Source organism: Streptomyces sp. NPDC107517 (assembly GCF_055582645.1).
In genome coordinates this window covers 173,767-193,525 of sequence record NZ_JBVJPM010000008.1, presented here as the reverse complement: position 1 = coordinate 193,525, position 19,759 = coordinate 173,767, and the positions used below count along the sequence as shown (strand labels likewise).

Sequence of the window (19,759 nt, the reverse complement as noted above, 5' to 3'; positions counted from 1 at the left end):
CCGGAAGCGTAAATCAAACAGAACCCTCGCAAGGGGTTGCTTTTTGATGGCCTATGGTGTAATTGGCAGCACGACGGTTTCTGGTTCCGTTAGTCTAGGTTCGAGTCCTGGTAGGCCAGCTCGCAGAGCTTATCTGCATCGCGGATTCCAGATCCGCAAAGCCCCCGTTGTGTAGCGGCCTAGCACGCTGCCCTCTCACGGCAGTAGCGCCGGTTCGAATCCGGTCGGGGGTACAGATCCTTCCCAGGGGGACAGTCCGGGTCGCACCCGCTGTTTCTCATGCAGGATCGCTAGGGCCCCCGTTGTGTAGCGGCCTAGCACGCCGCCCTCTCAAGGCGGTAGCGCCGGTTCGAATCCGGTCGGGGGTACTGATCGGGCCATCCAGGCCTGGATCGCATTGGGCTATGGTGTAATTGGCAACACGACGGTTTCTGGTTCCGTTGTTCTAGGTTCGAGTCCTGGTAGCCCAGCTGGATCGCGTGACATCACAAGATCCTTGCCCCCGTTGTGTAGCGGCCTAGCACGCCGCCCTCTCAAGGCGGTAGCGCCGGTTCGAATCCGGTCGGGGGTACAAGACAGCAAGAGGCCCTCCCCAGCAGGGGAGGGCCTCTTCGCGTTGCCCGGAGCGCGTGCCCGCGAGGTGCCACCAAGTCTCAACTCGGGCCGGTCGCTGCGGCGTTGAAGCGGCCGGCCCGAGGGGGAGCGGTGTGGTGAGGGGAGGGTCAGCCGGTGCGCCGCAGGGCCTCGGAGAGCCGGCCCGCCGCGTCGATGACGGCCTGCGCGTGCATCCGGCCCGGGTGGCGCGTGAGGCGCTCGATCGGTCCGGAGACCGAGACCGCCGCGACGACGCGGTTCGAGGGGCCGCGCACCGGCGCGGAGACGGACGCGACGCCCGGCTCCCGCTCGCCGATCGACTGGGCCCAGCCGCGGCGCCGTACGCCCGACAGGGCGGTCGCCGTGAAGCGGGCGCCCTGGAGGCCGCGGTGGAGGCGCTCGGGCTCCTCCCAGGCCATCAGGATCTGCGCCGACGAACCCGCCTTCATCGTGAGCGTGGAGCCCACGGGGACGGTGTCCCTGAGGCCCGACAGACGCTCGGCGGCCGCGACGCAGATACGCATGTCGCCCTGCCGGCGATAGAGCTGCGCGCTCTCGCCCGTCACGTCACGTAGGTGGGTGAGTACCGGGCCCGCCGTCGCGAGCAGGCGGTCCTCGCCCGCCGCCGCGGCCAGCTCGGCCATGCGCGGGCCGAGGATGAACCGGCCCTGCATGTCACGCGCCACCATGCGGTGGTGTTCCAGTGCCACGGCGAGACGGTGTGCCGTGGGTCTTGCCAGTCCGGTCGCCGCGACCAGCCCCGCGAGGGTGGCCGGACCGGACTCCAGGGCGCTGAGAACAAGGGCCGCCTTGTCCAGAACGCCGACGCCGCTAGAGTTGTCCATGCGTCGATACTCGCGTCTCACTCTGTGAAACGCAAGTTCAATTTCCCGTGAAACTTGACACCCTGTAGTTACAGCGGCCCGCAGATCAACGGGCCGGGACGTTCACGTCCGGTACGAGGGGTACGGACGTCGGCGACCACGATCTCTAGTTGGGCCGGCTCACGACGCCGGCCGGAGGGAAAGCGATGGGTAGGACACTCGCGGAGAAGGTCTGGGACGACCACGTCGTCCGGCGCGCCGAGGGCGAGCCCGACCTCCTCTTCATCGATCTGCACCTGCTGCACGAGGTGACCAGCCCGCAGGCCTTCGACGGCCTGCGCCAGGCCGGTCGCCAGGTGCGGCGCCTCGACCTCACCATCGCTACCGAGGATCACAACACCCCGACCCTCGATATCGACAAGCCGATCGCGGACCCGGTCTCGCGCGCCCAGCTGGAGACGCTGCGCAAGAACTGTGCCGACTTCGGTGTGCGCCTGCACTCGCTGGGTGACGTCGAGCAGGGTGTCGTGCACGTCGTCGGCCCGCAGCTGGGCCTGACCCAGCCGGGCACCACGGTCGTCTGCGGCGACTCCCACACGTCCACGCACGGCGCGTTCGGCGCGCTGGCCTTCGGTATCGGCACCTCCCAGGTCGAGCACGTCCTGGCGACCCAGACGCTGCCGCTGGCCCGGCCCCGCACGATGGCCATCACCGTCGACGGCGATCTGCCCGACGGCGTCACCGCCAAGGACCTGATCCTCGCCATCATCGCGAAGATCGGTACGGGCGGCGGCCAGGGCTACATCCTGGAGTACCGCGGCTCCGCCATCGAGAAGCTCTCGATGGAAGCCCGCATGACCATCTGCAACATGTCGATCGAGGCCGGTGCCCGCGCGGGCATGATCGCCCCCGACGAGACCACCTTCGCCTACCTCGAGGGCCGTGCGCACGCCCCCAAGGGCGAGGACTGGGACGCGGCGGTCGCGTACTGGAAGACGCTGAAGTCGGACGACGACGCGGAATTCGACGCCGAGGTCGTCATCGACGCCGCCGCGCTGTCGCCGTTCGTCACCTGGGGCACCAACCCCGGCCAGGGTTCGCCCCTGTCGGCGCACGTCCCCGACCCTGCTTCGTACGAGGACGCTTCGGAGCGCCACGCCGCCGAAAAGGCCCTGGAATACATGGGGTTGACCGCCGGGCAGCCGCTGCGCGACATCAAGGTCGACACCGTCTTCGTAGGTTCGTGCACCAACGGCCGTATCGAGGACCTGCGCGCCGTCGCCGATATCGTCGGGGGCCGCAAAGTCGCCGAAGGTGTACGGATGCTGGTCGTTCCCGGCTCCGCGCGGGTGGGTCTGCAGGCCGTCTCCGAGGGCCTGGACAAGGTCTTCAAGGAGGCCGGCGCCGAATGGCGGCACGCGGGCTGCTCGATGTGCCTGGGCATGAACCCCGACCAACTCGCCCCCGGCGAGCGCTCCGCGTCCACCTCGAACCGCAACTTCGAGGGCCGGCAGGGCAAGGGCGGGCGTACCCACCTGGTCTCGCCCCAGGTCGCCGCAGCCACCGCCGTACTCGGTCACCTGGCCTCCCCGGCCGACCTGTCCGACACTGACGCCCGTACGCCCGCTGGAGTCTGATCAGCCATGGAAGCATTCACCACGCACACCGGCCGGGCCGTCCCGCTGCGCCGCAGCAACGTCGACACCGACCAGATCATCCCCGCCCACTGGCTCAAGAAGGTCACCAGGGACGGATTCGAGGACGGGCTCTTCGAGGCCTGGCGCAAGGACCCCGAGTTCGTGCTGAACAAGGCCGAACGCGAGGGCGCCACGGTCCTGGTGGCAGGTCCCGACTTCGGCACCGGATCCTCCCGCGAGCACGCGGTGTGGGCGCTGCAGAACTACGGCTTCAAGGCCGTCATCTCCTCGCGGTTCGCCGACATCTTCCGCGGCAACTCGCTCAAGAACGGCCTGCTCACGGTGGTGCTCGACCAGAAGGTCGTGGACGCGCTGCAGGTTCTCGTGGAGAACGACCCCCAGGCCGAGATCACGGTCGACCTTCAGGCGCGTGAAGTACGGGCCGAGGGCGTCACCGCCGCCTTCGAACTCGACAAGAACGCGCGCTGGCGGCTGCTGAACGGCCTGGACGACATCAGCATCACGCTCCAGAGCGAGGGCGACATCGCGGACTACGAGTCCAAGCGTCCGTCGTTCAAGCCGCAGACCGTGCAGATCTGAACTCTGCAAGGCTGATTCCGGCCATCGCGACAAGCATCTGTACCCCCAATCGTGGACGGTTGGGGGTACAGCTGTGTCCGGCCTCCGACCGCTCGCCAAGTGCCGTTACGGAGGTCTCAACTCGCCTTGTTCTCAAGGGTGTTCACGGCGCGGGCGCGCCCAGTGACGCTCGTGCGCGCAAGCCCCGCGCAGGGTCCCAGGAGCCCCGCCAGGGACGGCAGTTACCCCCTGCGGAGGCGACAACTCGCCCCAGATGGCACAATCTGTGCATGGAACACGACGGCCAACTCCAGCTGTATGCGGCGGTCGCGGACCAACTCAAGGAAGCGCACTCCAGGGTGCGCGCACTGCAAGTCCCGGAGGGCGTACGGATGGCGCTGACCCGGAAGCTGCTGGTCATTACGGCCGCGGCCAAGCACGATCTCGCCGGTGCGGCAAGGCGACTGGACCGATTCATGGTGGACCTCGACGAGGGTCGATTCCCGCAAGAGGACCACTGAAGAACTTCGAGACAGCCCGAGTTCGTTGCGGCACAAGGGTGATTAGCCCGTTTCGTGTTTGATTTGCGGTATATATCTGCCTAACGTGCGAAAAAGCCGGACCGGATACGTTCCGGCAATGTCTCCGAAGGGGAAGACGTGAACAAGGCGCAGCTCGTAGAAGCGATTGCCGACAAGGTCGGCGGCCGTCAGCAGGCCGCGGACGCCGTCGACGCGGTCCTGGACGCCATCGTCCGTGCCGTCGTCAGCGGGGACCGGGTCTCGGTCACCGGCTTCGGCTCGTTCGAGAAGGTCGACCGCCCCGCCCGCTACGCCCGTAACCCGCAGACGGGCGAGCGCGTACGGGTCAAGAAGACCTCCGTTCCGCGTTTCCGTGCCGGTCAGGGCTTCAAGGACCTCGTCGCGGGTTCGAAGAAGCTCCCGCGTGGTGGAGAGGTCGCGGTCAAGAAGGCGCCCAAGGGCAGCCTGACCGGCGGCGCCGCGGCGACGGTCAAGAAGGCCGCGGCCAAGAAGGCCACGACCGCCAAGAAGGCGGCGGCGAAGAAGACCACCGCCAAGAAGGTCACCGCCAAGAAGACGACGGCGAAGAAGACCACGGCCACGGCGAAGAAGACCACCGCCAAGAAGGCCACGGCCACGGCGAAGAAGACCACCGCCAAGAAGGCCGCCCCGGCGAAGACCGCCGCGAAGAAGGCCACCGCGAAGAAGACGGCGCCCGCCAAGAAGGCCACGGCCAAGAAGGCGCCCGCCAAGAAGTCCACCGCGCGCAAGACGACCGCCAAGAAGGCCACCGCCCGCAAGAAGTAAGGGCGACGGCCTCAGGGCCCCTCACGCGTCGGGCCGGGCTCCCCTCGGGGAGCCCGGCCCGCGGAGTTTCGCGCACGCCCAGTTCGTGCGAGAGCCCGGTTCGGAAGGGGCTCAGAGCGTCTGCAGCGTCACCAGGGTGATGCGCCGCGCCTCGCCCTCACCCTCGACCTCGATACGGACCCGCTGCCCGGGGCGCAGCAGCCGGAGGCCGCCCGCGTCGAACGCCGGGGCGTCGAAGGGCACCGGGGTGCCGTCGTCGAGCAGCACGCTGCCGGAGCGGGAGTCGGAGTCGTATGTGTACGCGGTCGCCTGCATGCAGGCAGCGTACTCAGTCCGGGATCAGCAGCCCGGCGGCCGCCCCCGCGGTGCGCGGGCCGACGCCGAGCGACAGCGCCGCCCGCAGGTCCTCGCCGGTGTCCACGTCCTGGCGTACGGAATCGACATCCGTCAGCGGGAGTTCCACCGCGCCGGAAGCGGCATGACGGGCTCGGGACGCGGTGCCGAATGCCGGGCACAATTCAATGCCGGGACCCGCACTGAGAAGAGTCGTCCCGATTCCCGCCGTATCGGGGAGAAATGCGCGGGGAAATAGCGCGGCCTTCGCGAGAATCCAGGACAATTCCGTCGGCCGCAGAGCCGGCAGGTCGGCGTTGAGCGCCGCGACGGCCGCATCCGGGCGCCGGGCCCGTGCCGTCGCCGCACCGTGCGCCAGGGCGGCGTTCAGGCCCGCTCCCGGGGCATCGGGGACGATCAGGGCACCCAGGGCGGCCAGCTCCCTCCCGGCGAGCTCGTCGTCCGTGACTACCACCACATCCCGCACCCCGGCGGACGCGGTCGCGGCGGCCACGGTGTCCTGCGCGAACGCGAGCGCGAGTCCGGGACGCACTCCGTCCCCCGCCGTGGGCGCCAGCCTGCTCTTGGCCCGCACCAGGGGTTTCAGCGGGATCACCAGGGTCCACTGCACGTGAGGTCCGTCCCTTCGGGTCGCGCTCATTGTGGCCCGGCGCGTGAGGTGGGCATAAACGTGCGGGCGTACGGTGTTCTCGACAGACCGGCGGCCCGGGGCGACACTTGTGCGGCTGACCAGGTCCGAGAGGGCCTTCAAGGGTCCATAGAGGAAGGTGTCCGAGTGTCCCGCCGCAGAATCGGCTTCTGGTACCGCCTGGCGGCGGTCATCGCTAAACCGCCGCTCGTGGTTCTGATCAAGCGGGACTGGCGCGGAATGGAGCACATTCCGGCCGACGGCGGCTTTATCACCGCGGTGAACCACAATTCCCATCTGGACCCGTTCGCGTACGCGCACTTCCAGTACAACACCGGACGCGTTCCGCGATTCCTCGCCAAGCACGGGCTCTTCAAGAAGGGGTTCATCGGCGCCATCATGCGTGGCACCGGACAGATCCCCGTCTACCGCGAGACCACGAATGCGCTCAGCGCGTTCCGTGCCGCCATCGACGCCGTCGAGCGCGGGGAGTGCGTCGCCTTCTATCCCGAGGGCACCCTCACTCGCGATCCGGACCTGTGGCCCATGACCGGCAAGACGGGCGTCGCGCGCGTGGCACTGCAGACCAAGTGCCCCGTGATCCCCGTCGCCCAGTGGGGCGCCAACCTCGTACTCGCGCCGTACGCGAAGAAGCCCGAACTGCTGCCGCGCAAGACGCACCACGTCCTCGCCGGACCGCCGGTCGACCTGGAGCGCTTCTACGACAAGGAGATGACCCCGGAACTCCTCAAGGAGGCCACCGAGGTCATCATGACGGCGATCACCGGACTGCTCGGTGAACTGCGCGGCGAGCAGCCCCCGCAGCGGCGTTACGACCCCCGTGAGGTGCGCATCGCGCAGCGCCGCAAGGCCGCCGAGGCCAACCCCCTTACGGAGCAGGCCGGTTCGGCCGCCATCGAGCACGGAAGTCCTGAGGAGAGCAAGTGACCCCACCCGTCAAGGCAGCCGTCTTCGGAACCGGCTCCTGGGGCACGGCCTTCGCCATGGTGCTCGCCGACGCGGGGTGCGACGTCACCCTGTGGGCGCGCAGGCCCGAACTGGCCGAAGCGGTCAACTCCACGCGTACGAACCCGGATTACCTCCCCGGCATCGAACTCCCCGGCAACATCAGGGCCACCACCGACGCCGCGGAAGCCGCGGACGGCGCCGAGTTCACGGTGCTCGCCGTGCCCTCGCAGACGCTGCGCGCCAACCTCGCCGAGTGGACGCCGCTGCTCGCGCCCGGCACGGTCCTCGTCTCCCTCATGAAGGGCGTCGAACTCGGCTCCGCCATGCGGATGAGCGAGGTCATCGAGGACGTGACCAAGGTCGGCGAGGACCGCATCGCGATCGTCACCGGGCCCAACCTCGCCCGCGAGATCGCCGCCCGGATGCCCGCCGCCGCCGTCGTCGCCTGCAGCGACGAATCGGTTGCGCAGCGCCTCCAGACCGCCTGCCACACGCCGTACTTCCGGCCGTACACGAACACCGACGTGATCGGCTGCGAGCTCGGCGGAGCCGTGAAGAACGTCATCGGGCTCGCGGTCGGCATCGCCGACGGCATGGGCCTCGGCGACAACGCGAAGGGCTCGCTCATCACGCGCGGCCTCGCCGAGACCACCCGGCTCGGCCTCGCCATGGGCGCCGACCCGCTCACCTTCTCCGGGCTCGCGGGCCTCGGCGACCTCGTCGCCACCTGCTCCTCGCCCCTGTCGCGCAACCACACCTTCGGCACCAACCTGGGCAAGGGCATGACCCTCCAGGAGACCATCGCCGTCACCAGGCAGACCGCCGAGGGCGTCAAGTCCTGCCAGTCGGTGCTCGACCTGGCGCGCCGGCACGGCGTCGACATGCCGATCACCGAAACCGTCGTCGGCATCGTGCACGAGGGGAAGCCCCCGGTCGTCGCCCTGAAGGAGCTGATGTCACGCAGCGCCAAGGCCGAACGGCGCTGAAGCAGGCCTCGCCGGACGCTGACTCCGCTGCTACCAGCAGGTACGCTCAACCCGATATGAGCAGCGAGAACCTTCCCCAGAGCAGCCGCCCGTCGGGCCAGAAGCCCCGTGTGGCCGTCGTCTTCGGCGGTCGCAGCTCCGAGCACGGCGTTTCCGTCGTCACCGCAGGCGCCGTACTGCGGGCCATCGACCGCACCAAGTACGACGTGCTGCCGATCGGCATCACGCGGGAGGGACGTTGGGCGCTGACCGCCGACGATCCCGAGCGGATGGCCATCGCCGACCGCAAGGTGCCGGACGTGGCCGAGCTCGCCGAGTCCGCCGAGGGCGGGGTCGTGCTGCCGGTCGACCCGTCGAGCCGCGAGGTCGTCTACACGGAGCCCGGCTCCGTGCCCAAGGTCCTCGGCGACGTCGACGTCGTGTTCCCCGTCCTGCACGGCCCCTACGGCGAGGACGGCACCATCCAGGGCCTGCTCGACCTGTCCGGGACGCCGTACGTCGGCTGTGGCGTCCTGTCCTCGGCCGTCGGCCAGGACAAGGACTACATGAAGCGCGTGTTCACCTCGTTCGGGCTGAAGGTCGGCCCCTACCTGGTGATCCGGCCGCGCGAGTGGGAGCAGGACCGGGAAGGCGCGCGGCGCCGCGTCGCCGACTTCGTCGGCGAGCAGGGCTGGCCGCTGTTCATCAAGCCCGCGCGCGCGGGCTCGTCGATCGGTATCACCAAGGTCGACTCCTTCGAGGGCCTCGACGAGGCGATCGAGGAGGCCCGCAGCCACGACCCGAAGATCATCGTGGAGGCGGCGCTCGTCGGCCGCGAGATCGAGTGCGGAGTCCTGGAGTTCGAGGACGGGCCGCGCGCGAGCGTGCCGGCCGAGATCCCGCCGGTCCAGGCCCACGACTTCTACGACTTCGAGGCCAAGTACATCGACTCGGCGTCCGGCATCGTGCCCGCGCCGCTCACCGACGAGCAGACGGCCGAGGTGCAGCGGCTCGCGGTCGAGGCGTTCGACGCGGCGTCCTGCGAGGGACTCGTGCGCGCCGACTTCTTCCTCACCGAGGACGGCGAGTTCGTGATCAACGAGATCAACACGCTGCCCGGCTTCACCCCGATCTCCATGTACCCGCGCATGTGGCAGGAGAGCGGCGTGAGCTACCAGGAGCTGGTGGACCGCCTCATCCAGGCGGCGCTGAACCGCTCCACGGGACTGCGCTAGCCCCGTAGCCAAGCACGCACGTCAGTCGGCGATCCCTTCGGGGATCGCCTTCTTGACGGGACCGGCGAAGTCGACCAGGGCCGAGGCCCCCTCGGCGGCCAGCTCCTTGGGCAGGGTGACCTCCACGTAGGCGACCCGCAGTGTCGTCGTGAGCACCTGCGTGCCGTCGTCGCGCTTCTCGTACGCCCAGCCCACGCCGTTCACCTTCACCGGCAGGGCCTGGGGGTCGTCCATCAGCGCGGGCCGTTCGACACCGCAGCGCAGTATGATCGCCGGATCTCCCCACCCCGCGGTCAGCTCGGACCGCGGAACGGGGTCGTTCCTTCCGTGCCCGTCCACCGTGTCCGGAAGCCTTTTGTGCAGGGCGCGGCACAGGCCGGTGACCTTGGCGTCAGGGGTGGGAACCGCTGCGTGCGCCGTGTCGTCTGCTGAGGAGCAGCCCGAGACGGCGAGCAGCAGGGCCAGGGCGGGGAGCCCGGTGGCAAGACGGGGCCGGTGACGGAAGAAGTTCACCGACCAAGGTTAGACGGGGGCTACAAGTGCACGACCGGGCAGGTCAGGGTGCGGGTGATGCCGTCCACTTGCTGGACCTTGGCGACCACCATGCGGCCCAGCTCATCGACTGTGTCGGCCTGCGCGCGCACGATGACGTCATAGGGACCTGTCACGTCCTCGGCCTGGATCACCCCCGGGATCTTGCCGATCAGCTCGGCTACGGTCGACGCCTTGCCGACTTCGGTCTGAATCAGGATGTACGCCTGTACCACGGAACCTCCAGGGCGGCCACGAGGATCATGTGGGGAGAAGAGACGCCACGGTATCGCGTCGCCGCTCGCCGCGGGGAGACCTGCGGTGGCTGTGGCGTACACACTGCGACTTACGGACGGGCACCGGTCAACGGGACGGTCCCGCCCACGACAATGACCGTACCGATGACAGAGACGGCTCGCGACCGCAAGCGGACCGGGGCAGAAGGGGCAGTACGCGCATGAAGGGCACCGTCGGCGAGCTGGGCGAGTTCGGGCTCATCCGAGAGCTCACCTCCCGGCTCACCACCACCCCGGCCGTACGACTCGGCCCGGGCGACGACGCGGCCGTGGTGGCCGCGCCGGACCGCAGGGTCGTCGTGAGCACGGACATCCTCCTCGAAGGGCGGCACTTCCGCCGCGACTGGTCCACGGCCTACGACGTCGGGCGCAAGGCGGCCGCGCAGAACCTCGCGGACATCGCCGCCATGGGCGCCGTCCCGACCGCGCTCCTGCTCGGCCTCGTGGTCCCCGCCGAACTCCCCGCCAGCTGGCCGAACGAGCTGATGGACGGCCTGCGCGACGAGTGCCAGGTCGCGGGCGCCGCCGTCGTCGGAGGCGACGTCGTCCGCGGTGACACCATCACCGTCGCGATCACCGCGCTCGGCGACATGCGCAACCACGAGCCGGTCACGCGCGCCGGCGCACAGCCCGGCGACGTCGTCGCGGTGACCGGCTGGCTCGGCTGGTCCGCGGCCGGCCACGCGGTCCTCTCGCGCGGCTTCCGCTCGCCCCGCGCCTTCGTCGAGGCCCACCGCAGGCCCGAACCGCCGTACCACGCGGGCCCCGCGGCCGCCGGGCTCGGCGCCACCGCCATGTGCGACGTCAGCGACGGCCTCATCGCCGACCTCGGGCACATCGCGGAGGCGAGCAAGGTCCGTATCGACATCAAGTCCGGCAAGGTCGACGTGCCTTCGCAGATGAACGACATCGGGCAGGCCGTCGGTGTCGACCCCCTCCAGTGGGTGCTCACGGGCGGGGAGGACCACGCGATCGTGGCCACCTTCCCGCCGGACGTGAAGCTGCCCGCCCGCTGGAAGGTCATCGGCGAGGTCCTCAACCCGTCGGCGCTGCCCCAGGTGACGGTCGACGGCGCGCCCTGGACGAACAAGGGCGGCTGGGACCACTTCGGGGACATCGAGGCCTGAGGGCTCACCGGCCGCGCACGACGGCGGCCGGTGCGTTCAGCAGGGCCGGGACGCGGCGAGGGCGGCGCGGCCCAGACCGATGAGGGTCCGCACCGTCTCGCCAACGCTGAACCAGTTCGCGGCGCACAGTTCGAGAGCCGCCTCGTAGTGCACGCGCGCGTGCTCCGTGTCCCCGCCGAGCCGCGCCACATCACCGAGCCCGCGCCGCGCGCTCGCCACCTTGTCGGGGACGCCAGCCGTGCGCGCCATCGCGGCGGACCGGGTGAAGTGGTCGGCGGCGTCGCGGAGTTGGCCCTGATGGAGCAGGACGCAGGCGCGCCGGTGCAGCAGATCGGCGGTCTCCTCAGGGGCTTCGAGCGCGGCCACGTGCGCGAGGCCCTCGTCAAGGAGCGCCAGGGCCCGCTCCCGGTCGCCGCGCCAGTGCGCGAACATGCCCAGCGGATCGAGGCAGTTGGCCATGCCCCACCGGTCCCCGGTCGCCCGGAAGCCGTCGAGCGCCCGCTCGAAGTGCTCCTCCGACGTGACGGGGCGCCCCGCGAACCACTCCTGGAAGCCCAGGCCGACATCGAGCAGCGAGCCCCCAGGGAGCCTCGCCGACCTGTCGGCGCACCCGTTCCTGCACGGCGTGCTGCGGCCCGTACGCCACCGACCACGGGACGACCACGAACGGCCGCCGCAGCGCGTGGTCCCGGGATGCGAGAACGGCCTCCGCGCGCGCCAGGCGCTCCGTTTCACGCGGGTCGTTGCCCTCGGCCGTGACCGTGTTGATCACGCACAGGACGTACTCCTCGGCAAGGTCCTCCGGCGGCTCGTGTCCGAGCACCGCGAGCAGCTCGCGCGCCGGCGGCACCTGCGCGCCGTGCAGCCCGCGCAGCCGCCAGAACCAGGACAGGTCCGCCATCAGCCGCAGCGCCGCACGCGGGTCCGCGCGCACGAGATGGCGCAGCGCCGCCGACAGGTTGTCCTGCTCGGCCCCGAGCGCGGCCAGCCGCGGCAGCTGCCCGCCGCCGCGCAGATACGGCTCCGCCTGTGCCGCCAGTTGCTGGAAGTACGCGGCGTGCGCCTCCCGCAGCCGCGACAGCTCCCCTTCGTCGGCCAGGTGCTCCGCGCAGAACGCGCGGATGGTCTGGAGCATCCGGTAGCGCCCGCCGGCCGCCTCCAGGAAGGACTTCTCCGTGAGCGAGGCCAGCAGGTCCTCCGGGTACGGCACCCCGCACACGGCCTCGACCGCGGCGAGCGCGGGTCCGCGCCAGAGCGCGAGCGCCTCCCCGAGGAGTGCGGACGCCAGGGAAGGGTCCCCGGACGAGAGCGACCGCTCGCCCTCGGCGGCCAGCCGCTCGAAGCGGTGCACGTCCACGTCGTCCGGGACGACGGCCAGCCGGTAGCCAGCCCCGGTCGCCTCGATGTCGAGGGAGAGCCGCTTGCGCAGCCGTGAGACCTGGGACTGGAGCGCGTTCGCGGCGCCGGCCGGGGGCTCGTCCCCGTACAGGCCGTCGATCAGGCGCGTGGCGGGAACGGTCCGGCCCGCCTCCAGGAGCAGCAGCGTCAGCAGCGCCCGCGGACGCGGACCGCCGGGATCCAGCGGGGTGCCGTCGGGGGCACGGACGTCGAGGGGGCCGAGGATGCCGAAGCGCATTGGGCAGATTGTGACAGCCGGGGACTCTTCACGGCATAAAAAAGGACCGGTCCCCGAGGGGACCGGTCCTTCAAGCAACCAGCTAGGTGGCCGCGCTACGCGTTACGTCAGCGCGAGACCTTGCCGGCCTTGATGCACGAGGTGCAGACGTTGAGCCGCTTCGGCGTCCGCCCGACCACTGCACGCACACGCTGGATGTTCGGGTTCCAGCGACGGGACGTACGGCGGTGCGAGTGCGAAATGTTGTTGCCGAAGCTCGGCCCCTTGCCGCAGACGTCGCAGTTGGCAGCCACGGGTCACTCCAAGACTTCAGATGCACTTACGGTTGATCCCGGCATGCCGGGATCGGATCGGAGGATCTGAGTGGCGGTGCCAGGGGAAGGCCCGATGGATATCGGGCAACCGGAGCAGCATACAACGGCTGCTTCGGTAGAACGAAACTACCATGGTTGACCCGGTTGCCGTCCCGGGCCCTCTTCCGGAGGGACCCCCTCCGGGGTCTACGCTGCGATGCCAGTTCGGCTGCTCTAGGAGGCGCAGGTGCCGCAGGTGCTCGACGTCCACGCGGTGCGCGCCTGGTGCGCACTGGCCCTGGAGGCGCTCGGGCGGGACCGCGAGGAGATCGACGCGATCAACGTCTATCCCGTCGCGGACGGGGACACGGGCACCAATCTGTACCTGACCGTCGAGTCCGCCGTACAGGCCGTGGAAGCCGTCTTCACGGGTCTCGAACCCGCACCGCCCGCGCTGCCCGACGTCGTCCACGCGATGGCCCATGGAGCCCTGATAGGGGCCCGCGGAAACTCCGGAACGATCCTCGCCCAGCTCCTCCGTGGCATGGCCCAGGTGCTCGCGGGCGACGTCGACGGTGGGGCGGATCACAGTGAGAGGGCCGACGGGGACGGCCTGCGTCGCGCACTGCGCCGGGCCGCCGAGTCCGCCCGGGAGGCGGTCGCGCACCCCGTGGAGGGCACGGTCCTGACGGTGGCCGCTGCCGCGGCGGACGCCGCCGACGTCTCCGGCGGGCCGGGCGGCGACTGCGGTGACGTGGCCCGTGCCGCGTACGACGGCGCCCGCGCGGCGCTCGACGCGACGCCGGGGCAGCTCACGGTCCTGGGGCGCGCGGGTGTCGTGGACGCGGGCGGGCGCGGGCTCGTGGCCGTGCTCGGCGCGCTGACCGAGGCGCTGTCGGGCGATCCGGTGGCGCCTGTGGGTGTCCGGGGCGTGCACCACGCGCGCGTGGCCGCCGACCAGCCCCAGGACTGCGCGGACGGCGAAGGGCCCGCCTTCGAGGTCATCTACCTCCTGGAGGCCGACGACCAGGCCGTGGCGCGGCTGCGGACCCGGCTCGACGGCCTCGGCGACTCCCTCGTCGTCGTCGGCGGCGACGGACTGTGGAACGTCCATGTGCACGTCGACGACGCGGGCGCCGCCGTCGAGGCGGGCGTCGAGGCCGGCCGCCCGTACCGCATCCGCATCACGCACTTCGCCGTCGGCGACGCCCATATGACGCACCCCACCACCGGCTCCGCGCCCACCGGGGAACCCGCCCAGCGCGCGATCGTCGCCGTGGTCCCGGGAGAAGGGCTCGCCGGGCTATACAGCGAGGCGGGCGCCACGGTCGTACCCGAGCGGCCCGGCGAGGCGCCAGGCAGCGGGGAACTGGTCGAGGCGATCCGGCGGGCGCACGCGCGCGAGGTGGTGCTCCTGCCGAACGACGCCGAGCTGCGCCACACCGCCGCCGCCGCGGCCGAGCAGGCCCGTACCGAAGGCGTGCGGGTCGCCCTGATCCCCACCCGGTCCGCGATCCAGGGCATCGCCGCGCTCGCCGTCCACGAGAAGGAGCGGCGCTTCGACGAGGACGTCGTCGCGATGACGTCGGCGGCCGGCGCGACCCGCTACGCCGAACTGGCCGTCGCCGAGCGGCAGTCGTGGACGATGGCCGGCATCTGCCAGGCCGGGGACTTCCTCGGCCTCATCGACGGGGACGTCGCCGTGATCGGCGAAGACGTCACGCGGACGGCCCGTACGACCCTCGACCGGATGCTGGCCGCGGGCGGCGAGATGGTCACCCTCGTCCTCGGCGACGACGTGCCCGACGAGGTCGCCGAACGGCTCGAACAGCACGTACGCGAGACGTACCTGGCCGTCGACACCGTGGTCTACCGGGGCGGGCGGAACTCGGCGCTCATGCTCATCGGCGTGGAGTGAGAGCGTCCACACCTGTCGACCAGCCTGAGAATCAAGAATCAGTGGCGTGGTGTGCAGTGACTCCGCCGTTGCGTGGACGCGATGGCTTCTCACTTGTCCGCTGATGCGGATGCATGACGGACAAGCCCTGCCCGGTGCCCGAAAGGCGCGCTGCGACTCCAGTACCTCGCCGACGCTCGTACCCCCGGATTGCGGGTTCGAGAGCCGCCGATGTCAGAGCCATGGTGTGAAATGAATTCCGTGCCCGCGCTCGAAGAACCGCTGAAGAAAGCGCTCGGTCCCGCCACCGCGAAGGTGATGGCCGAGCACCTAGGCCTGCACACGGTCGGTGACCTGCTCCACCACTATCCGCGCAGATACGCGGAGCGCGGTGAGCTCACCCGCCTCGCCGACCTGCCCCTCGACGAGCACGTCACCGTGGTCGCCCAGGTGGCCAGCGCCCACATCCTGAAGTTCAACGGCGGCGCGGGCCAGCGCCTCGAGGTGACCATCACGGACGGCAGCGGCCAGCTCCAGCTGGTCTTCTTCGGGCGCGGCATCCACAAACCGCACAAGGACCTCCTGCCGGGCACGCGAGCGATGTTCGCGGGCAAGGCCTCCGTCTTCAACCGCAAGATGCAGCTCGCGCACCCGGCGTACGAGCTGCTGCGGGCCGACGCCCTGGACGCGGGCGAGGCCGACGAGGCGATCGGCTCCTGGGCCGGTGCCCTCCTCCCGATCTACCCGGCCACCGCCAAGCTGGAGTCCTGGAAGATCGCCAAGGCCGTCGACATGGTGCTGCCCAGCGCCCAGGAGGCCCTCGACCCCCTGCCGGACTCCCTGCGCGAGGGCCGCGGTCTCGTCCCGCTGCCCGAGGCTCTCCTGAAGGTCCACCGGCCCCACACGAAGGCGGACATCGCCGACGCCCGCGCCCGCCTCAAGTGGGACGAGGCGTTCGTCCTCCAAGTCGCCCTCGCCAGGCGGCGGTTCGCCGACGCGCAGCTGCCCGCCGTGGCCCGCGTCCCCCGCCCGGACGGCCTGCTCACGGCGTTCGACGCGAAACTCCCCTTCACCCTCACCGACGGCCAGCAGAAGGTCTCCGGGGAAATCTTCGACGGCCTCGCCACCGAACACCCGATGCACCGCCTGCTCCAGGGAGAGGTCGGTTCCGGGAAGACCATGGTCGCCCTGCGCGCCATGCTCGCCGTCGTCGACGCGGGCGGGCAGGCCGCGATGCTCGCGCCGACCGAGGTCCTCGCCCAGCAGCACCACCGCTCCATCACCGAGATGATGGGCGAGCTCGCCGAGGGCGGGATGCTCGGGGGCACCGAGCACTCCACCAAGGTGGTCCTGCTCACCGGTTCCATGGGCGTCGCGGCCCGCCGGCAGGCCCTTCTCGACCTCGTCACGGGCGACGCGGGCATCGTCATCGGGACACACGCCCTGATCGAGGACAAGGTCCAGTTCCACGACCTGGGTCTGGTCGTCGTCGACGAGCAGCACCGCTTCGGCGTCGAGCAGCGCGACGCCCTGCGCGGCAAGGGCAAGCAGCCCCCGCACCTGCTGGTCATGACGGCCACCCCCATTCCCCGTACGGTCGCGATGACGGTCTTCGGCGACCTGGAGACGTCCGTCCTCGACCAGCTGCCGGCGGGTCGCTCGCCGATCGCCACCCATGTCGTGCCCTCCGCCGACAAGCCGCACTTCCTCGCGCGCGCCTGGGAGCGCGTACGCGAAGAGGTGGGGAACGGACATCAGGCGTACGTCGTCTGCCCTCGCATCGGCGACGAGGAGGAGCAGAGCGGGAAGAAGGGCAAGGGGGCCAAGAAGGAGTCCGCCGAGGACGCGGCCGAGAAGCGGCCTCCGCTCGCCGTTCTGGACGTGGCCGAGGAGCTGGCCGACGGCGCCCTGCGCGGGCTGAAGGTGGAGGTTCTGCACGGCAGGATGCAGCCCGACGACAAGGACGCGGTGATGCGCCGCTTCGCCGCGGGCGAGACGGACGTCCTGGTCGCGACGACGGTCATCGAGGTCGGGGTGAACGTGCCGAACGCCACAGCCATGGTGATCATGGACGCCGACCGCTTCGGCGTCTCCCAGCTCCATCAGCTGCGCGGCCGCGTCGGCCGTGGCTCGGCGGCGGGCCTGTGCCTCCTCGTCAGCGAGATGCCGGAGGCCAGCCCGGCCCGCGCCCGCCTCGGCGCCGTAGCCGCCACGCTCGACGGCTTCGAGCTCTCCCGTATCGACCTGGAGCAGCGCCGCGAGGGCGACGTCCTCGGCCAGGCCCAGTCCGGGGTGCGCTCGTCCCTGCGCATGCTCGCGGTCATCGAGGACGAGGAGATCATCGCCGAGGCCCGCCAGGAGGCCACGGCCGTCGTCGCCGCCGACCCGGATCTGGAGCACCTGCCGGGCCTGCGCACGTCCCTGGACGCGCTCCTGGACGAGGAGCGCGAGCAGTACCTCGACAAGGGCTGACAAACTGGAGGTCCCCGCACGTCCCCTCGACCCCTTCTCCACTAGGACTCAGATGACCCGCGTGATCGCCGGCCGGGCCGGCGGACGTCGCCTGTCCGTCCCGCCGGGCAACGGCACCCGCCCCACGTCCGACCGGGCGCGCGAAGCCCTCTTCTCCACCTGGCAGTCGCTGCTCGGCGGAGACCCCCTGGACGGCGAGCGCGTGCTCGACCTGTACGGCGGCTCGGGCGCCGTGGGCCTGGAGGCGCTGTCGCGCGGCGCGGGACACGCGCTCCTGGTGGAGGCCGACGCCCGCGCGGTCCGCACGATCCGCGAGAACGTGAAGTCCCTCGGCCTCCCCGGCGCCGAGGTCAGAGCGGGCAAAGCGGAACAGATCGTTCACGGTCCGGCCCCCGCCACCCCGTACGACCTGGTCTTTCTCGACCCTCCCTATGCCGTCCCGGACGACGATCTTCGGGAGATTCTGCTCACACTCGCCTCGGGGGGCTGGCTCGCGGACGAAGCGCTCGTCACCGTGGAGCGAAGCACCAGGGGCGGTGTTTTCCCATGGCCGGACGGATTTGAGGCACTGAGGTCCCGTCGCTACGGCGAGGGAACGTTTTGGTACGGTCGCGCCGCCCTGAAGAGCACCGTCACGTGCGAGGACGCACCGTGACCGGACCGGAGAGCGAGGGACTCACGTTGCGCCGCGCCGTCTGTCCGGGGTCGTTCGACCCCATCACCAATGGCCACCTCGACATCATCGGCCGAGCTTCCAAGCTGTACGACGTCGTGCACGTCGCGGTGATGATCAACCAGTCGAAGAAGGGCCTCTTCGAGATCGAGGAGCGGATCGAGCTGATCCGCGAGGTCACCGCCGAGTTCGGCAACGTCGAGGTCGAGTCCTTCCACGGACTGCTCGTCGACTTCTGCAAGCAGCGCGACATCCCGGCCATCGTGAAGGGCCTGCGCGCCGTCAGCGACTTCGACTACGAGTTGCAGATGGCCCAGATGAACAACGGCCTCACGGGCGTGGAGACCCTCTTCGTCCCCACCAACCCGACGTACAGCTTCCTGTCCTCGTCCCTGGTCAAGGAGGTCGCGGCCTGGGGCGGCGACGTCTCCCACCTGGTGCCGCCGGCGGTCTTCGAGGCGCTCACCGAGCGCCTCCCCAAGAAGTGACATCCGGGCACCAGTTGGCCGTACAGTCGCCTTGTCCGTCTCCAACACCCCTGTAGAGAGTGGCGAGCACACGGTGGACGTGCAGAAGAAGCTCGACGAGATCGTCGCCGCGGTCGGCAATGCCCGGTCCATGCCCATGTCGGCCTCGTGCGTGGTCAACCGCGCCGACCTGCTCGCGATGCTCGAAGAGGTGCGCCAGGCACTGCCCGGCTCCCTCGCGCAGGCCGAGGAGTTGATCGGCGGGCGCGAGCAGATGGTCGAGCAGGCCCGTCAGGAGGCCGACCGGATCATCGAGACGGCGCACGCCGAGCGCGGTTCGCTGATCTCCGACACCGAGGTCGCCCGCCGCTCCCAGGACGAAGGGGAGCGGATCCTCACCGAGGCCCGCAAGGAGGCCGAGGAGATCCGCGCGGAGGCCGACGACTACGTCGACTCCAAGCTGGCGAACTTCGAGGTCGTCCTCACCAAGACCCTCGGCTCCGTGGGCCGCGGCCGCGAGAAGCTCCTCGGCACCGGCCCCGGCCTCGACGCCCAGGGCTACGAGGACGAGGACGCCCCCGAGCGCAGCCACGACCCCGAGACCCTGCGCCGCGACGCCGACTCGTACGTGGACATGAAGCTCGGCGCCTTCGAGGCGGTCCTGGCCAAGACCCTCGAGGCGGTCGGCCGTGGCCGGCACACGCTCCAGGGCCGGATCGCCAGTGACGAGCTCGGCACCCTCGGCGCGGACGGCACGGGCGGCCAGCACACGAGCGACGCCGACTACCTCGCCGGACTCGCGGAGATCGGCAACGCCCCCGCGGAGCCGGACCGGGAGATCCCCCAGGCCCCCCAGATCCAGACCCCGCAGATCCCGGCCCAGCAGCCGGTGTACGCAACGCAGCAGCAGGAACCGCAGCAGGACGTGTACGGCTATCAGCAGCAGCCGTACGGCCAGCAGGATCCGTACGCGATGTACCAGCAGCAGGACCCGTACGCGTACCAGCAGCAGGACCCGTACGCCTATCAGCAGCACCAGCAGCAGGGCTATGACCAGGGGCAGGCCGGCTACGCGCAGCAGCAGGTGGCGCACGAGCCGGCGGCGCTCGACGAGACCAGCCTCTTCGACACGAGCATGATCAGCACGGAGCAGCTGAGGCAGTACGAACAGGGGCGCTGACTCCGGATTGGGCCGAGAGCGAAAGGTCCAGTATCCTGGTTCTTCGGTCGCGCGTACGTCCGCGATCACAGCTG

The 19,759-nt window shown here is 70.4% G+C and carries 21 protein-coding genes and 5 tRNA genes; 18 read left to right on the top strand and 8 right to left on the bottom strand.

Annotated elements, in window-relative coordinates; translation table 11 throughout:
* Positions 1-47: 47 nt before the first annotated feature.
* The 5 genes from ACZ67T_RS20545 to ACZ67T_RS20525 all read left to right on the top strand — a co-directional run bounded on the left by ACZ67T_RS20545 (position 48) and on the right by ACZ67T_RS20525 (position 571).
* Positions 48-119 (top strand) — tRNA-Gln (locus ACZ67T_RS20545).
* A 41-nt stretch (positions 120-160) separates the two neighbouring features.
* A tRNA-Glu gene (locus ACZ67T_RS20540) sits at positions 161-233 on the top strand.
* A 62-nt stretch (positions 234-295) separates the two neighbouring features.
* Positions 296-368, top strand: a tRNA-Glu gene (locus tag ACZ67T_RS20535).
* 30 nt (positions 369-398) lie between these two features.
* Positions 399-470, top strand: a tRNA-Gln gene (locus ACZ67T_RS20530).
* A gap of 28 nt (positions 471-498) precedes the next feature.
* A tRNA-Glu gene (locus tag ACZ67T_RS20525) sits at positions 499-571 on the top strand.
* A gap of 151 nt (positions 572-722) precedes the next feature.
* On the opposite strand, the gene ndgR is transcribed toward ACZ67T_RS20525, so the two are convergent.
* Positions 723-1,439, bottom strand: a complete 717-nt coding sequence (gene ndgR / locus ACZ67T_RS20520) for an IclR family transcriptional regulator NdgR (RefSeq protein WP_100595026.1) — start codon at positions 1,437-1,439, stop codon at positions 723-725.
* A gap of 185 nt (positions 1,440-1,624) precedes the next feature.
* Between ndgR and leuC the strand changes: the two genes are divergently transcribed.
* The 4 genes from leuC (at position 1,625) to ACZ67T_RS20500 (ending at position 4,962) form a co-directional block, all read left to right on the top strand.
* On the top strand, positions 1,625-3,055 hold the full coding sequence (gene leuC / locus ACZ67T_RS20515) for a 3-isopropylmalate dehydratase large subunit (protein ID WP_469985748.1): 1,431 nt from the start codon (positions 1,625-1,627) through the stop codon (positions 3,053-3,055).
* Positions 3,056-3,061: 6 nt separating this feature from the next.
* Positions 3,062-3,655: a 3-isopropylmalate dehydratase small subunit gene (leuD, locus tag ACZ67T_RS20510; RefSeq protein WP_469985746.1), complete on the top strand. Its 594-nt coding sequence runs from the start codon at positions 3,062-3,064 to the stop codon at positions 3,653-3,655.
* 269 nt (positions 3,656-3,924) lie between these two features.
* The gene (locus ACZ67T_RS20505) at positions 3,925-4,155 is read left to right on the top strand and encodes an SCO5555 family protein (RefSeq protein ID WP_454406924.1); all 231 of its coding nucleotides are present in this window, start codon (positions 3,925-3,927) and stop codon (positions 4,153-4,155) included.
* Positions 4,156-4,293: 138 nt separating this feature from the next.
* A complete protein-coding gene (locus tag ACZ67T_RS20500; RefSeq protein ID WP_469985745.1) occupies positions 4,294-4,962 on the top strand; it encodes an HU family DNA-binding protein in 669 nt (222 codons plus the stop codon).
* A 111-nt stretch (positions 4,963-5,073) separates the two neighbouring features.
* On the opposite strand, the gene ACZ67T_RS20495 is transcribed toward ACZ67T_RS20500, so the two are convergent.
* Positions 5,074-5,277: a hypothetical protein gene (locus ACZ67T_RS20495; RefSeq protein ID WP_329569966.1), complete on the bottom strand. Its 204-nt coding sequence runs from the start codon at positions 5,275-5,277 to the stop codon at positions 5,074-5,076.
* 13 nt (positions 5,278-5,290) lie between these two features.
* Complete coding sequence (gene cofC / locus ACZ67T_RS20490; RefSeq protein WP_469985744.1) at positions 5,291-5,926, bottom strand: 2-phospho-L-lactate guanylyltransferase; 636 nt, start codon at positions 5,924-5,926, stop codon at positions 5,291-5,293.
* Between the two features lie 165 nt (positions 5,927-6,091).
* Here cofC and ACZ67T_RS20485 point away from each other — a divergent pair, with 165 nt between their 5' ends.
* The 3 genes from ACZ67T_RS20485 to ACZ67T_RS20475 are packed head-to-tail and all read left to right on the top strand — an operon-like array spanning position 6,092 to position 9,113.
* Positions 6,092-6,892 (top strand): lysophospholipid acyltransferase family protein, encoded by an 801-nt coding sequence (locus ACZ67T_RS20485; protein WP_469985742.1) that lies wholly within the window; start codon positions 6,092-6,094, stop codon positions 6,890-6,892.
* On the top strand, positions 6,889-7,899 hold the full coding sequence (locus ACZ67T_RS20480; RefSeq protein WP_469985741.1) for an NAD(P)H-dependent glycerol-3-phosphate dehydrogenase: 1,011 nt from the start codon (positions 6,889-6,891) through the stop codon (positions 7,897-7,899). The genes ACZ67T_RS20485 and ACZ67T_RS20480 overlap by 4 nt, the downstream gene beginning before the upstream one ends.
* A 56-nt stretch (positions 7,900-7,955) precedes the next feature.
* The gene (locus ACZ67T_RS20475; protein ID WP_469985740.1) at positions 7,956-9,113 is read left to right on the top strand and encodes a D-alanine--D-alanine ligase family protein; all 1,158 of its coding nucleotides are present in this window, start codon (positions 7,956-7,958) and stop codon (positions 9,111-9,113) included.
* 21 nt (positions 9,114-9,134) lie between these two features.
* Here the strand turns inward: ACZ67T_RS20475 and ACZ67T_RS20470 are convergent, their stop codons facing one another.
* Together ACZ67T_RS20470 and ACZ67T_RS20465 are read right to left on the bottom strand one after the other, a co-directional pair.
* A complete protein-coding gene (locus tag ACZ67T_RS20470; protein ID WP_469985738.1) occupies positions 9,135-9,626 on the bottom strand; it encodes a DUF3515 domain-containing protein in 492 nt (163 codons plus the stop codon).
* A 20-nt stretch (positions 9,627-9,646) separates the two neighbouring features.
* On the bottom strand, positions 9,647-9,880 hold the full coding sequence (locus tag ACZ67T_RS20465) for an Lrp/AsnC family transcriptional regulator (protein WP_016642988.1): 234 nt from the start codon (positions 9,878-9,880) through the stop codon (positions 9,647-9,649).
* 221 nt (positions 9,881-10,101) lie between these two features.
* Here ACZ67T_RS20465 and ACZ67T_RS20460 point away from each other — a divergent pair, with 221 nt between their 5' ends.
* Positions 10,102-11,067: a thiamine-phosphate kinase gene (locus ACZ67T_RS20460; protein ID WP_469985737.1), complete on the top strand. Its 966-nt coding sequence runs from the start codon at positions 10,102-10,104 to the stop codon at positions 11,065-11,067.
* A gap of 36 nt (positions 11,068-11,103) precedes the next feature.
* Here the strand turns inward: ACZ67T_RS20460 and ACZ67T_RS20455 are convergent, their stop codons facing one another.
* The 3 genes from ACZ67T_RS20455 to rpmB all read right to left on the bottom strand — a co-directional run bounded on the left by ACZ67T_RS20455 (position 11,104) and on the right by rpmB (position 12,996).
* Positions 11,104-11,526 carry a tetratricopeptide repeat protein gene (locus ACZ67T_RS20455; RefSeq protein ID WP_469985736.1) on the bottom strand — a complete coding sequence of 141 codons (423 nt, stop codon included), beginning with the start codon at positions 11,524-11,526 and terminating at the stop codon, positions 11,104-11,106.
* On the bottom strand, positions 11,450-12,703 hold the full coding sequence (locus tag ACZ67T_RS20450) for an AfsR/SARP family transcriptional regulator (RefSeq protein ID WP_469985735.1): 1,254 nt from the start codon (positions 12,701-12,703) through the stop codon (positions 11,450-11,452). Before ACZ67T_RS20450 ends, ACZ67T_RS20455 begins: the two co-directional genes overlap by 77 nt.
* Positions 12,704-12,810: 107 nt before the next feature.
* The gene (gene rpmB, locus ACZ67T_RS20445; RefSeq protein ID WP_003951095.1) at positions 12,811-12,996 is read right to left on the bottom strand and encodes a 50S ribosomal protein L28; all 186 of its coding nucleotides are present in this window, start codon (positions 12,994-12,996) and stop codon (positions 12,811-12,813) included.
* Positions 12,997-13,243: 247 nt separating this feature from the next.
* Here rpmB and ACZ67T_RS20440 point away from each other — a divergent pair, with 247 nt between their 5' ends.
* From ACZ67T_RS20440 to ACZ67T_RS20420, 5 genes are all read left to right on the top strand, one after another.
* On the top strand, positions 13,244-14,914 hold the full coding sequence (locus ACZ67T_RS20440) for a DAK2 domain-containing protein (protein WP_469985733.1): 1,671 nt from the start codon (positions 13,244-13,246) through the stop codon (positions 14,912-14,914).
* A gap of 231 nt (positions 14,915-15,145) precedes the next feature.
* Complete coding sequence (gene recG, locus ACZ67T_RS20435) at positions 15,146-17,365, top strand: ATP-dependent DNA helicase RecG (protein WP_469985732.1); 2,220 nt, start codon at positions 15,146-15,148, stop codon at positions 17,363-17,365.
* 52 nt (positions 17,366-17,417) lie between these two features.
* Positions 17,418-18,020, top strand: coding sequence for a 16S rRNA (guanine(966)-N(2))-methyltransferase RsmD (gene rsmD, locus ACZ67T_RS20430; protein ID WP_329569944.1), 603 nt, complete (start codon positions 17,418-17,420; stop codon positions 18,018-18,020).
* A 26-nt stretch (positions 18,021-18,046) separates the two neighbouring features.
* Entirely contained in the window at positions 18,047-18,526 is a 480-nt protein-coding gene (coaD, locus tag ACZ67T_RS20425) for a pantetheine-phosphate adenylyltransferase (protein WP_469985938.1), read from the top strand.
* 73 nt (positions 18,527-18,599) lie between these two features.
* On the top strand, positions 18,600-19,685 hold the full coding sequence (locus tag ACZ67T_RS20420; RefSeq protein WP_469985937.1) for an ATP synthase F0 subunit B: 1,086 nt from the start codon (positions 18,600-18,602) through the stop codon (positions 19,683-19,685).
* Positions 19,686-19,759 lie beyond the last annotated feature (74 nt).